This is a genomic window from Mycobacterium sp. 1274756.6 (assembly GCF_001668625.1).
In the GTDB taxonomy this organism is placed as follows: Bacteria; Actinomycetota; Actinomycetes; order Mycobacteriales; family Mycobacteriaceae; genus Mycobacterium.
In genome coordinates this window covers 1-13,550 of sequence record NZ_LZLJ01000093.1, presented here as the reverse complement: position 1 = coordinate 13,550, position 13,550 = coordinate 1, and the positions used below count along the sequence as shown (strand labels likewise).

The 13,550-nt window shown below is 70.5% G+C and carries 8 protein-coding genes and 1 pseudogene; 3 read left to right on the top strand and 6 right to left on the bottom strand.

Features of this window, described 5'->3' with window-relative positions:
• Position 1: 1 nt before the first annotated feature.
• Complete coding sequence (gene corA / locus A5643_RS14730) at positions 2-1,099, bottom strand: magnesium/cobalt transporter CorA (RefSeq protein WP_082948977.1); 1,098 nt, start codon at positions 1,097-1,099, stop codon at positions 2-4.
• A 104-nt stretch (positions 1,100-1,203) separates the two neighbouring features.
• Between corA and A5643_RS14725 the strand changes: the two genes are divergently transcribed.
• Both A5643_RS14725 and A5643_RS14720 read left to right on the top strand, forming a co-directional pair.
• Positions 1,204-2,373: an NAD(P)-dependent malic enzyme gene (locus tag A5643_RS14725; RefSeq protein ID WP_066857956.1), complete on the top strand. Its 1,170-nt coding sequence runs from the start codon at positions 1,204-1,206 to the stop codon at positions 2,371-2,373.
• Between the two features lie 18 nt (positions 2,374-2,391).
• Positions 2,392-3,240, top strand: a complete 849-nt coding sequence (locus A5643_RS14720) for a glycine betaine ABC transporter substrate-binding protein (protein ID WP_066857087.1) — start codon at positions 2,392-2,394, stop codon at positions 3,238-3,240.
• Positions 3,241-3,246: 6 nt separating this feature from the next.
• On the opposite strand, the gene A5643_RS14715 is transcribed toward A5643_RS14720, so the two are convergent.
• From A5643_RS14715 to A5643_RS14705, 3 genes are all read right to left on the bottom strand, one after another.
• A complete protein-coding gene (locus A5643_RS14715; RefSeq protein WP_066857085.1) occupies positions 3,247-4,077 on the bottom strand; it encodes an SDR family NAD(P)-dependent oxidoreductase in 831 nt (276 codons plus the stop codon).
• Positions 4,078-4,164: 87 nt separating this feature from the next.
• Positions 4,165-8,016, bottom strand: a complete 3,852-nt coding sequence (locus A5643_RS14710; RefSeq protein WP_066857082.1) for a multifunctional oxoglutarate decarboxylase/oxoglutarate dehydrogenase thiamine pyrophosphate-binding subunit/dihydrolipoyllysine-residue succinyltransferase subunit — start codon at positions 8,014-8,016, stop codon at positions 4,165-4,167.
• Between the two features lie 106 nt (positions 8,017-8,122).
• Positions 8,123-8,953: a hypothetical protein gene (locus A5643_RS14705; protein WP_066857077.1), complete on the bottom strand. Its 831-nt coding sequence runs from the start codon at positions 8,951-8,953 to the stop codon at positions 8,123-8,125.
• A gap of 190 nt (positions 8,954-9,143) precedes the next feature.
• On the opposite strand from A5643_RS14705, the gene A5643_RS18480 reads away from it, so the two are divergent.
• Entirely contained in the window at positions 9,144-11,321 is a 2,178-nt protein-coding gene (locus A5643_RS18480; protein WP_197497742.1) for an MFS transporter, read from the top strand.
• Here the strand turns inward: A5643_RS18480 and A5643_RS14695 are convergent.
• Together A5643_RS14695 and A5643_RS14690 are read right to left on the bottom strand one after the other, a co-directional pair.
• Positions 11,318-12,691, bottom strand: a complete 1,374-nt coding sequence (locus A5643_RS14695; RefSeq protein ID WP_066857074.1) for an FAD-binding oxidoreductase — start codon at positions 12,689-12,691, stop codon at positions 11,318-11,320. The two genes, A5643_RS18480 and A5643_RS14695, sit on opposite strands and share 4 nt — an antisense overlap.
• Positions 12,692-12,727: 36 nt before the next feature.
• Positions 12,728-13,153: pseudogene (locus tag A5643_RS14690) on the bottom strand (LppP/LprE family lipoprotein); the annotation flags it as partial.
• Positions 13,154-13,550 lie beyond the last annotated feature (397 nt).

The following is a 13,550-nucleotide window of genomic DNA, read 5'->3' as shown; positions in this document are numbered from 1 at the left end:
GCTACAGCCAGTCGTTGCGCCGGAAGGTGCGGTAGAGCAACGCACAGATCCCGAACATCACCAGGATCGTCACCGGGTAGCCCCACCGGGAATTCAGGGCCGGGATGTCGGTGAAGTTCATCCCGTAGATCCCGGCGATCAAGGTGGGCACCGCCAGCATCGCCGCCCAGGCCGAGATCTTGCGCATGTCGGTGTTCTGTTGCATCCCCACCCGGGCCAGCGCCGCATCGACCAGCGAACTGAGCATGTCGTCGTAGCTGGTGACCTGTTCGGCGGCGTGCGCCTGATGGTCGGCGACGTCGCGCAGGTAGCGCCGCACCTCGCGGGAGATGAGGTCCTTGTTGTCGTTCTGCATGCGCTGAAACGCCGTCGACAGGGGTGCGACGCAGCGCCGCAACTCGACCACCTCGCGTTTGAGCAGATAGATCGGTTCCACGTCGGTCTTGCGGCCCGGGGTGAACGCGGCCTCCTCGACGTCGTCGATGTCGGTCTCCATCAACGCGGTGACCTCCAGGTAGTGATCGACCACGTGGTCGGCGATGGCGTGCAGCACCGCGTACGGCCCGAGCCCCAACTGGGCCGGGTCGGCGTCCAGGCGGGCCCGCACGTCGCTGAGCCCGCTGTGATCGCCGTGCCGGACGGTCACCACGAAGTCCGCGCCGACGAAGATCATGATCTCGCCGGTCTCCACGATCTCCCGGGCGGACGCCGCATCGTGCGGCACGTAGTTGACGGTCTTGATCACGAAGAACAGCGAATCGTCATAGCGCTCCAGCTTGGGGCGCTGATGGGCGTGCACCGCGTCTTCGACGGCCAGCGGGTGCAACCCGAAGACCTCGGCGACCTCGACCATCTGGGCGGCGTCGGGCTGGTGCAGGCCCAGCCAGACGAACGCCTGCCCCCCGGCGGCGGTGACCTCGCGGACCGCGGCGCGGGCCTGCGCCGGCGTGAACCGGCCCGCCCGCCGCACCCCGTCGACGTACACCCCGCAGTCGACGACCACCCGTTCGACCGGCGGGGAGGGCGCGGGCTCGGCGGCGGGCGCGGGCGCGGGGTGGCCGGTGCGCCGCAGGGCGGGCAGTCCGCGAAACGTCGGCACCGCTGGTCCTCCCGTCACCGGAGTGTCGCGGGAAATGCTACGCGTCGCGGCTGCCTTGAAGCGGTCTGCCGCGGGTGCCGTCCCGGGTGAAGTACCCTGACGCCGTGGCAGAAGCGGCGGATCACTCTCATCTGGTCATCGGTGACGAAGAGATTTTCGCGGCTCACCTGGGCGGCAAGCTCGGCGTCGAGCTGAAGGCACCGCTGGACACCCAGCGGGCGCTCTCGATCGCCTACACGCCCGGCGTGGCGCAGGTGAGCCGCGCCATCGCCGCCGATGCGACCCTGGCGGCGCGCTACACCTGGGCGAAGCGGTTGGTCGCGGTGGTCAGCGACGGCAGCGCGGTGCTCGGGCTCGGTGACATCGGCGCCACGGCGTCCCTGCCGGTGATGGAAGGCAAATGCGCGCTGTTCAAGGCGTTCGCCGACCTCGACTCGATCCCGATCGTGCTGGACACCCACGACCCCGACGAGATCGTGGAGACCCTGATCCGGCTGCGGCCCACCTTCGGCGCGGTCAACCTCGAAGACATCTCCGCCCCCCGGTGTTTCGAGATCGAACGGCGCGTCGTCGAGGCGTTGGACTGCCCGGTGATGCACGACGACCAGCACGGCACGGCGATCGTGGTGCTCGCCGCGCTGCTGGGCGCCACCCGGCTGCTCGACCGCGACATGGCCGCCCTGCGGGTCGTGATCTCCGGGGCCGGGGCCGCGGGGGTGGCCTGCGCGAACATCCTGCTGGCCGCGGGGGTTCGGGACGTCACCGTGCTGGATTCGCACGGCATCGTGCACGCCGGCCGCGACAACCTGACCAGCGTCAAAGCCGAGCTCGCCGCCCGCACCAACCCGTTGCGGCGCACCGGCGGGGTGGCCGAGGCGCTCGAGGGCGCCGACGTGTTCCTCGGCGTCTCGACCGGCGTGGTTCCCGAACAGCTCATCGCCTCGATGGCGCCGGACTCGATCGTGTTCGCGCTGTCCAACCCCGACCCGGAGGTGCACCCGGACCTCGCCGCCAAGTACGCCGCGGTGGTGGCGACCGGACGCAGCGACTACCCCAACCAGATCAACAATGTGCTGGCCTTCCCCGGCGTCTTCCGCGGCGCCCTCGACGCCCACGCCCGACGCATCACCGAAAAGATGAAGGTCGCGGCGGCCGAGGCCATCTTCGGGGTGGCCGAAGAGCACCTGGCCGCCGACTACATCGTGCCCAGCCCGCTGGACCCGCGCGTCGAGCCGGCGGTCGCGGCGGCGGTCGCCGAAGCGGCGGAGTCCTAGCCGATACGGCGGGCAGCGGTGAACCGCACGACCGGTCTGCGCCTGCTGGCGCTGGGGCTGCTGGCCGCGCTGATCGCCGCCTGCACCGGGTCGGCGCCTGCGCCGGTGCTGCCCGTCGGCGCTGCCGGCGACGGGCAGTCGCAGGTGTTGGCGCACCTGTACGCCGCCGCGCTGCGCGGGGCGGGTACCCCCGCGGAGGCGACCGTGACGGACGACCCGATCGCCGGGCTGGACACCGGCGCGGTCGCCGTGGCTCCCGGACTCACCGGGCGGTTGCTGCGCACCTTCCAGCCGGACGCCACGACCCGCTCGGAGAAAGGGGTCTACCGCGCGATGGTGGCCGCCCTGCCCGAGGGTCTGGCGGCCGGTGATTACGCCATCGCGGCGCAGGACAAACCCGCGCTGGCAGTGACCGAGCAGACCGCGCGGGACTGGGGCGGCACCGATCTGCGGGTGTTGCCGCGGCACTGCCGGGCGCTGTCCGTCGGCGCGGTCACCGGCGCCGACGTGCCGACCAAGGTCGGCTCCTGCCGGCTGAAAAACCGTGAATTCCCCACCACCGCAGCTCTTTTCGACGCGCTGGAGCAGGGCCGCATCACCGCGGGCTGGACCAGCACCGCCGATCCCGACATCCCCGACACGGCGGCGCTGCTCATCGACAGCTCACCGGCGCTGGTGCAGGCCGAGAACGTGGTGCCGCTGTATCGGCGCGCGGAGTTGACCGAACGCCAGGTACTCGCCCTCAACGAGGTGGCCGGGGTGCTCGACACCGCCGGGCTGACCGCGATGCGCCGCCGCGTCGACGGCGGCGCCGACCCGCGGGTGGTGGTCGAGGCCTGGCTGGCCGAACATCCGCTGGGCCGCTAGAGCCCGTCAGCGCGAGGCGGGCATCGTTCGGCCCAGCAGCGTGGCGACCAGCCGCTGGTAACCGGAACCGGTGAGGCGCACCACCACGTCGAGGATCTTCGCGTCGGCGCCGACGAGGACGCGGGCGCGCTTCCTGCGCACCGCCTCCAAGATGATCGTCGCGGCCCGCTCGGGGGTGGTGCTGGCCAGCCGCTTGTCGAAGAACGCGGCGAGTTCGGTGGTGTCCAGCCCTTCGGCGGCGGTGGCGTTGCGCGCGATCGCCGTCTTGATCCCGCCGGGGTGCACGCAGGTGACGTGCACCGGATGTTTGGCCAGCAGCATCTCCTGGCGCAGCGCCTCGGTGAAGCCGCGGACCGCGAACTTCGCCGAGTTGTAGGCGGCCTGTCCGGGCACCGAAAGGAGCCCGAACAGGCTGGAGATGTTGACCACATGCCCGTCGCCGGAGGCGATCAGGTGCGGCAGGAACGCCTTGGTGCCGTTGACCACGCCCCAGAAGTCGACGTCCATCACCCGTTCGATGTCCTTGAACTGGCTGATCTCGACGTCGCCGGTGAAGGCGATCCCGGCGTTGTTGTAGATCTGGTTCACCTTGCCGAAGTGGTCGCGGACCGCGTCGGCGTAGGCCAGCACCGTCTCCCGCTCGACGACGTTGAGTCGATCGGCTTTGACCGGCGCGCCCATCGCGTTCAGCAGCTGCTCGGTCTGCGCCAGGCCCTCGGTGTCGATGTCGCTGATCGCCACCTTCGCCCCGGAGCGACCCAACTCCACCGCCAACGCGCGACCGATCCCCGATCCCGCACCGGTGACGACGGCGACCTTTCCGGCAAACCCCTGCATGCGAACCCTTCCGTTGCGGGTGTGCGCGCCCGTCGACACACCGGTTCGGATGTCACTGTAACCGCCGGGACCGGCCCCGGCGTCGGCTCAGCCGAACGCCTGGTCGATGATCTCCTGCTGCTCGACGGCGTGCACCTTGTGCGAACCCGACGACGGCGCCGACATGGCCCGCCGGGAGATGCGCCGGATCCCGGTGAGCAGGTCGGGCAGCACCGCGGGCAGGGTCAGGCCCATCGACGGCCACGCCCCCTGGTTGGCCGGCTCCTCCTGCACCCAGAAGTGCTCGGTCACGTTGGGGTAGCGCTCCAGGGTTTCGCGCAGCCGCCGGCGCGGCAGCGGGGCGAGCTGTTCCACCCGCACGATCGCCACGTCATCGCGTTCATCCTTGGCTTTGCGGGCGGCCAGCTCGTAGTAGAGCTTGCCGCTGGTCAGCAGGATCCGGGTGACCTTGCTGCGGTCGCCCTCGCCGACCTCGTAGTCGGGTTCCTCCAGCACCGAGCGGAACTTGATCTCGGTGAAGTCGCGGACATCGCTGACTGCGGCCTTGTTGCGCAGCATCGACTTGGGGGTGAACACGATCAGCGGCCGCTGGATACCGTCCAGGCCGTGCCGACGCAGCAGGTGGAAGTAGTTGGCCGGCGTCGACGGCATCGCGACCGTCATCGACCCTTCGGCCCACAGCTGCAGGAACCGTTCGATGCGGCCCGAGGTGTGGTCGGGGCCCTGACCCTCGTGGCCGTGCGGCAGCAGCAGCACGACGCTGGACAGCTGACCCCACTTCGCCTCCCCGGAGGCGATGAACTCGTCGATCACCGACTGCGCCCCGTTGACGAAGTCGCCGAACTGCGCCTCCCACAACACGAACGCGTCCGGGTTGCCGACGGTGTAGCCGTACTCGAAGCCCACCGCGGCCGCCTCCGACAGCGGCGAGTCGTACACCAGGAACTTGCCGCCCGACGGGGTGCCGTCGCCGTTGGTCGCCAGCAGCTGCAGCGGGGTGAACTCGGCGCCGGTCTCCCGGTCGATGAGCACCGAGTGCCGCTGGCTGAAGGTGCCGCGGCGGGTGTCCTGCCCGGACAGGCGCACCAGCTTGCCCTCCGAGACCAGCGACCCCAGCGCGAGCAGTTCGGCGAACGCCCAGTCGACCTTGCCCTCGTAGGCCATCTCCCGGCGCTTCTTGAGCACCGGCTCCACCCGCGGGTGCACCTTGAAGCCGTCCGGGAACTCCAGGTGCGCGTCGCCGATGCGGGCCAGCAGCGCCTTGTCCACCGCGGTGGACAGGCCCGCCGGGATCATCTGCAGCGACTCCACCGACTCGCTGGGCTCCACGGCGTGCTTCTCCAGTTCACGGACCTCGTTGAACACCCGCTCCAGCTGGCCCTGGTAGTCGCGCAGGGCGTCCTCGGCCTCTTTCATCGAGATGTCGCCACGACCGATCAGCGCTTCGGTGTAGCTCTTGCGGACCCCGCGGCGGGTGTCGATGACGTCGTACATCGCCGGGTTGGTCATCGACGGGTCGTCGCCCTCGTTGTGCCCGCGGCGCCGGTAGCAGAGCATGTCGATGACGACGTCTTTTTTGAACTTCTGCCGGAAGTCCACCGCCAGCCGCGCCACCCAGTCGCAGGCCTCCGGGTCGTCGCCGTTGACGTGGAAGATCGGCGCCCCGATCATCTTCGCCACGTCGGTGCAGTACTCGCTGGAGCGGGAGTGCTCCGGCGCGGTGGTGAACCCGATCTGGTTGTTGACGATGATGTGGATGGTGCCGCCGATCCGGTAGCCGGGCAGCTGCGCCATGTTGAGCACCTCGGCGACGATGCCCTGGCCGGCGAAGGCGGCGTCGCCGTGCAGCATCAGCGGCACCACCGAGTAGGCGCGCTGGTCGTCGGTGTCGTCGCGGCCGTGGTCGAGCAGGTCCTGCTTGGCGCGGACCTGCCCCTCCAGCACCGGGTCCACCAGCTCCAAGTGCGACGGGTTCGCGGTCAGCGACACCTGAATCTCGTTGTCGCCGAACATCTGCAGGTACACGCCGGTGGAGCCGAGGTGGTATTTGACGTCACCGGAGCCGTGCGCCTGGGCCGGGTCGAGGTTGCCCTCGAACTCGGTGAACAGCTGCGAGTAGGGCTTGCCGACGATGTTGGCCAGCACGTTCAACCGGCCGCGGTGCGGCATCCCGATGACCACCTCGTCGAGGTTGTGCTCGGCGCACTGGTCGATCACCGCGTCCATCATCGGGATGATGGTCTCGGCGCCCTCCAGCGAGAACCGTTTCTGCCCGACGTATTTGGTGTGCAGGAACGTCTCGAACGCCTCGGCGGCGTTGAGCTTGCTCAGAATGTACTTCTGCTGCGCGACGGTGTGCTTGATGTGCTTGGTCTCGATCCGCTGCTGCAGCCACTGCTGCTGCTCGGGTTCGAGGATGTGGGTGTATTCCACCCCGATGTGGCGGCAGTAGGCGTCGCGCAGCACCGAGAGCACGTCGCGCAGCTTCTTGTGCTCCTTGCCGGCGAAGCCGCTGACCTTGAACTCGCGGTCCAGGTCCCACAGCGTCAGGCCGTGGGTCAACACGTCGAGGTCGGGGTGGCTGCGGAACCGGGAGTTGTCCAGCCGCAACGGGTCGATGTCGGCCATCAGGTGGCCCCGGTTGCGATAAGCGGCGATCAACTCCATCACCCGGGCGTTCTTGTCCACGATGGAGTCGGGGTTGTCGATGCGCCACCGCACCGGCTCGTAGGGGATGTTCAGCTCGCGGAAGATCTCGTCGAAGAACTCGTCGGAGAGCAGCAGCTCGTGCACCGTGCGCAGGAAATCGCCGGATTCCGCGCCCTGGATGATCCGGTGGTCATAGGTCGAGGTGAGGGTGACCAGCTTGCCGACGCCCAGTTCGGCGATGCGTTCCTCGCTGGCGCCCTGGAACTCCGCCGGGTACTCCATGGCGCCGACACCGATGATCGCGCCCTGCCCGGCCATCAGCCGCGGCACCGAATGCACGGTGCCGATGGTGCCGGGGTTGGTCAGCGAGATCGTCACCCCGGCGAAGTCGTCGGCGGTGAGCTTGCCGTCGCGGGCGCGGCGGACGATGTCCTCGTAGGCGGCGACGAACTGGGCGAACCGCAGCGTCTCGCAGCGTTTGATGCCGGCGACCACCAGGGCGCGTTTGCCGTCCTTGCCCTGCAGGTCGATGGCCAGCCCGAGGTTGGTGTGCTCGGGGGTGACCGCGCTGGGTTTGCCGTCCACCTCGGCGAAGTGCCGGTTCATGTTCGGGAACTTCTTGACCGCCTGCACCATCGCGTACCCCAGCAGGTGGGTGAACGAGATCTTGCCGCCGCGGGTGCGCTTGAGGTGGTTGTTGATGACCGTGCGGTTGTCGATCATCAGCTTGGCCGGGATGGCGCGCACGCTGGTGGCGGTCGGCACCTCCAGCGACGTCGACATGTTCTTGACGACGGCGGCGGCGGCCCCCCGCAGGACCTGCACCTCACCGTTGGTGGAGCTGCCGGATTCGGCGGCCGGTTTCGCCTCGCCGCCCTTGGCGGTGTCGGGTTTGGCGGCCGCGGCCTTGCTGGAGGCCGGTTTGGTCGAGGCCTGCGCGGCGGCCTTGGTGGACTCCTTGCCCGCGGGCCGGTCGGCAGCGGTCTTCGAACCGGTGTCGCCCTTCGAGCGGGTGTCGGACTTCGAGTCCTTGCCGGCCTGCGAGCTCTTGCCGGTGGAGCGCTCCGGCGCCGCGGTCCGGGTCTTCTGCTGCGTGTCGCCGGTGGACGGCTTGTCACCGGACTGCGATGTCGAGGTGGACGCCGAGCCGCCGTCGGCGGGCTCGGGTCGGTAATCGACGAGGAACTCGTGCCAACTCGGGTCGACCGAGTCGGGGTCGTCGCGGAATTTGCGGTACATCTCCTCGACCAGCCATTCGTTCTGCCCGAATGGTGAACTTGTACTGCTCACAGCAGCTGCTCGCCTCGATTCCTTCGTCCCGCAGGCCGCCTCGACGACCGCCTGCCACTACTCTTCCCGCGCCGCGGCTCTCGGCGCAGCTTCCGCCCCCTAAAGGCTATCGCTTCCCGGACAATCCGCTAGGCAAGTTGGTTGCGCTGCCCCGCGTACCCACCGTCGACCCGGCCGGGAGGCCCGGATCCACGCCGACATCCGGTGACGCCATCAGGTGCAGCGGCGCCGGCCAGTTCGCCGGCGGAGCGCCGAACGCGGCGTGGGCGTTGGCCACGATCTTCTTGCCCATGATCCGGTTGCCGCCCCCGCCGATCACCGCGCCGACTCCCAGCGGCAACATCTTGCCGACGGTCAGCGCGCCCCGCCGCAGGGTGTAGCGGCGCACGAAGTAGCGCAGCAACCGGGTGTTGAGTTTGGTCACCGCGGGTAACGGCACGCCCGCCACCCCCTCGGTCAGCCAGGCCCCGTTGGTGCGCCCCGGCCCGAGCAGCGAGCGCACCGCGTGCTTGCCCTCGTCGCCGACCAGCACCGCCAGCACCAGGGCGCGGCGGCGCTCCCGATGTTCGGCGGGGATGTTGTGGACATCGGCGACCGCCAGCACGAACAACGTCGTCGCCTCCAGGAACAGCACCGTCTCGGCGGCGACGCTGCCCAGGGCGGTCAGGGTGCCCAGACCCGGAACGGTGGCGCTGGACCCGACCGCGGCCCCGCTGGCGGTCACCGCCCGCAGGTAGCGCTTCTCGAGCTTGCCGGTGATCTCGGCCGGGCCGGCGCCGGGATGGGCGTCCCGCAGGCGCTGCACGTAGGCGTGCACCGCCGGGCCCTGCATCCGGGAGCCGCGCTCGATGATCCGGGACAACGCCAGGGCCGCCGCGGTCGGTTCGGTGTCGACCGGTTCGGGCAGTCGATCCGTGGTTTTGCGTCCGAAACGCATCGGCCCTCCCTGGCGGGTGTGCGCGGGGTGAATGCCTGTCCAACGTAGCGCGGACGCCCCGGGTGCCCGCCGGTGACCGCGATCACCGCGGGGCGCCCGGCGCGGAGGCGGAGTTGTCCGGGCGAAGCGCGGACCGTAACGTCGCAACGGATCACCCACTCGAAACGGCCCCGAGGCCGCCACCTCGAAGATGCCGCGACGCCGCCGCGTTCTTCGAGGTCGACGGCCCGGCCGGAGGCACGGAGATGATTACGTGACCACCACCACGACCAGCGCGCGCCCGCGCCGGGCCGGCGCCGGTGTCGCCAACCCGTGGCCCGCGCTGTGGGCGATGGTGGTCGGGTTCTTCATGATCCTGGTCGACTCGACCATCGTCGCGGTCGCCAACCCCAGCATCATGACCGACCTGAACATCGGCTACGACACCGTCATCTGGGTGACCAGCGGCTATCTGCTGGCCTATGCGGTGCCGTTGCTGGTCGCCGGCCGGCTGGGGGACCGGTTCGGCCCGCGCAACCTGTACCTGATCGGGTTGGCGGTCTTCACCGTCGCGTCGCTGTGGTGCGGGCTGTCCGGCAGCATCGAAATGTTGATCGCGGCCCGCGTCGTCCAGGGCTTGGGGGCGGCTCTGCTGACCCCGCAGACCCTGTCGACCATCACCCGCATCTTCCCGGCCGACCGGCGCGGGGTGGCGATGAGCGTCTGGGGCGCTACCGCGGGGGTGGCCACCCTCATCGGCCCGCTGGCCGGGGGTGTGCTGGTCGACGCGCTGGGCTGGGAGTGGATCTTCTTCATCAACGTGCCGATCGGGATCATCGGGTTGGGTCTGGCGGCCTGGTTGATCCCGGAGCTGCCCACCCAGAACCACCGGTTCGACCTGATCGGGGTGACGTTGTCGAGCCTCGGGGTGTTCCTGCTGGTCTTCGCGTTGCAGGAGGGGCAGTCGCACCACTGGCAGCCGTGGATCTGGGCGGTGATCGTCGCCGGGATCGGCCTGATGACGGCATTCGTCTACTGGCAGTCGATGAACCGCGGCGAGCCGCTCATCCCGCTGCACATCTTCACCGACCGCAACTTCAGCGTCGCCAACCTGGCGGTCGCGGTGATCGGGTTCGTCTCGGTGGCCATGATGTTCCCGGTCATGTTCTACGCCCAGGGGGTCTGCGGACTCTCGCCGACCCGCTCGGCGCTGCTGACCGCGCCGACGGCCATCGCGAGCGGGCTGCTCGCGCCGCTGGTGGGCAAGATCGTCGACCGCGTCCACCCGCGCCCGGTGGTCGGCTTCGGGTTCTCGGTGCTGGCCGTCGGGGTCACCTGGCTCGCGCTGGACATGACCCCCACCACCCCGATCTGGCGGCTGGTGGTCATCTTCGCCGTGATCGGGGTGGGGATGGCCTTCATCTGGTCGCCGCTGGCGGCCACCGCCACCCGCAACCTGCCGCCGGAGCTGGCCGGGGCGGGCTCGGGGGTGTTCAACGCCACCCGGCAGTTCGGCACGGTGCTCGGCAGCGCCGGGATGGCGGCGTTCATGACCTGGCGGCTGACCGCCGAGATGCCGGCGATGCCCGACGGCGGGCACGGTCAGGACGTCGAGGGGGCGGTCCTGCGGTTGCCCGACTTCCTGCATGACCCGTTCTCCGCCGCGATGTCGCAGGCCACCCTGTTGCCGGCGTTCATCGCCTTGTTCGGGGTGGTCGCGGCGCTGTTCATGGTCGGGTTCGGTGCCACGGTGGCGATCGCCACGGTCCGCGGACGCCCCGGAGCGGCCGGCACCGGCCTGCGGTTCCGCACCGGTGGCAGCGCCGATCGCGAGGACGATCTCGAGGACTTCTTCGAGGACATTCGCGGTGCGGACTCCCGCGCGGGCTTCGGCGAGGACTTCAGCGAGGACTTCAGCGCGGGCTTCGGCGCGGACTTCCGCGGTGCCTCCCTGGATGACCAAGCCGAGACCGACGAGATCCTGGCGGGCCGGTGGGCCGACGACCACGTCGCGGGCCCGGGCGCCGGAGTGCCGCCCGAAACGTTCTGGCCCGACCCGCTGGAGCCGGCCGGCGGCGCCCAGCTGCCCGCCCCGGAGACCGAGGAACTAGTTGCCCTGGTCCACGACGAGACCGACACCGACCGGCTGCGTCGGCTCGAAGCCGGGCCCGACCAGGCCCGCATGACCGGGCACAACGGAGCGCGGCTGAGCACGCCGGCCGAGGTGGGCGCCGAACCCGGACACCGGGTGCAACCGCGCCGCACCGATGTCGACACCGACGAGCTGTTCCGGGTGGATCGGATGTTCAACGCGCTCGGCCAGCCGCTGCACGAGCCGCTGGACGACCCGGGCAGCTACGGCAGGCATGCCCGGCGCGACCGCGACTAGCGGCCTCGGTCCGCGGTGAACAACACCGCGGGGTTGAGGTAGCCGGTCGGGTCGAAGGCGGTCTTGACGGTGCGCATCGCCGCGATGTCGGCGGGCTCCCGCGACATCCCCAGGTAGCCGCGTTTGAGGCTGCCCACCCCGTGCTCGGAGCTGACGTTGCCGTCGTGCTCGGCGATCAGCTCCATCATCGCGGTGTACAGGCGGCGTTCCCCGTCGCCGTCGAGGTCGCAGCGCAGCACGTTGAGGTGCAGGTTGCCTTCCCCGAGATGACCGAACAGCACCGGGATCGCTTCGGGCGCATGAGAACTGATCACCCCCGCCGCCGCGCGGGCGAACCCGGCGATCCGGGCGTGCGGCAGCGACACATCGAATTTCAGCGGCGGGCCGAACACGCCCAGGACCTCCGCGATCGACTCGCGCACCTGCCACAGCCGCTGCTGCGCGACCGCGTCGACCCCGACGGCGGGCTCGTCGTCGTAGGAGACCGCGGCCAGCGCGTCGGCCAGGTAGTCGGTCGGGTCGCGGTCGGCGACCAGTTCGACCAGCAGCAGCCAGGTGCCCGCCACCGGGGCGCCGACCCCGCAGTGCTCGTCGGTGAGCACCGTGGCGGCGCCGTCGATGAGCTCGAGCGCGGCGATGCCGTCCAGATCGCGGAAGCGGCGCGCCGCCTCGATCAGCTCGGTGAGCTCGCCGAACCCGCAGATCGCGGTGATCCGGTGCGCCGGCGGGGGATGTAACCGCACCTCCAGTTCGGTGATCACCCCGAGCGTGCCCTCCGCACCGACGAACAGCGCCGGCAGGTCGTAGCCGGTGTTGTCGCGCCGGACCCGGCTGCGTCGGTTCCACACCGTCCCGTCGGGCAGCACCACGGAAAGTCCGAGCACCTGCTCGCCCATGTTCCCGTAGCGCACGGTGCGCAGGCCGCCGGCGTTGGTCGCGGCCATGCCGCCGACGGTGGCGGTGTCACGGGCGCTCAGGTCGACCCCGAACACCAGCCCGGCCTGCCCGGCGGTGCGCTGCAGGTCGCTCAGCGTCACCCCGGCGCCGACGGTGACCCGCCCCTCGGTGGTGTCGACCGCGCCGATCCCGGTCAGCCGGGCGGTGGAAAGCAACACGTCGTCGTGCTCGGGAACCGTGCCGGCGACCAGCGAGGTCCGCCCGCCCTGGATGGTGACGTGCGCCCCGGCGGCCCGGCAGATGTCGAGCACCTCGGCCACCTCACCGGTGGAGCCGGGCCGCACCAGGGCGCCGGCGTGTCCGCGGTAGCGGCCGGTGTGGTCGACGCTGTGGGCGGCCAGCACGTCGGGGTCGGTGCTCAGATGCCCGGAGCCGACCACCGCACGCAGCCGGTCGGTCAGGGAGGCAGCCACCCTGCCGGTCTAGCACACCGGCCGGCGCCCGGGTGGTCAACCGGTGGAGTTGGAGATCAAATCCACGGTGGTGCCGTTCCAGCGGAACTTCACCACGCTGGCCAGCCCCTGGATGCCGGTGGCGTAGGTCAGCGCGACGGTGTCCTCGGTGCACTGGGCGAGGTCGATCCCGTTGAAACCGAAGGTGTCCGGCACCCCCTCGGCGAGGAACTCGCCGCGGTGGAACATCACCGCGCGGGTGTTGGGGTTCGCCGCATTGGTGTTGGCGGCCACGATCACCGCGGACAGCTGCGCGCAGGTGTTGTAGTTGCCCGCCAGTGGTTCGGGATTCCACGGCTGGTGGCTGCGCGGGTCCTTGGGCAGTCCCGAGACCGCCTCGGCGATGGCCGGGGCGGCCAAATCCACCGCGCACGGATCCGGCGGGGCCGCGCTGGTGGGTTCGGGCTGGTCGGCGAAGGTCGGGTCGGCGTCGTCCGGGGAGCTCATAGCGAGTAGCAGTCTACGGGCAACCCGGTCGCCGACCACGCCGAGCGCAGCGCCGGATCGACGCACGTCGCCGCGCCCGCCGGGCGGTGCGCGCCGGGCTGTGGCGGGCGCCACTGCCGGCGTCGGCCCGGCCTACCGGCGTCGCCCGCCGCCGGCCGGTACGGTGCCCGATGTGTTGTGGACGGGCAGGCGTGAACATCGTGTTTCCGCGGTGGCGGTGGCGGTGCTGGCCGCTGCCGCGGTCGCCGGGTGCGGCTCGGGAGACTCCACCGTCGCCAAGACACCGCCGCCCCCCGCCGTGCAACTCCCTCCCCCGGCTGCCGAACCGCGCCCGCGGAAACACGATGTTCACGCCTGCCCCTCCACAACACAT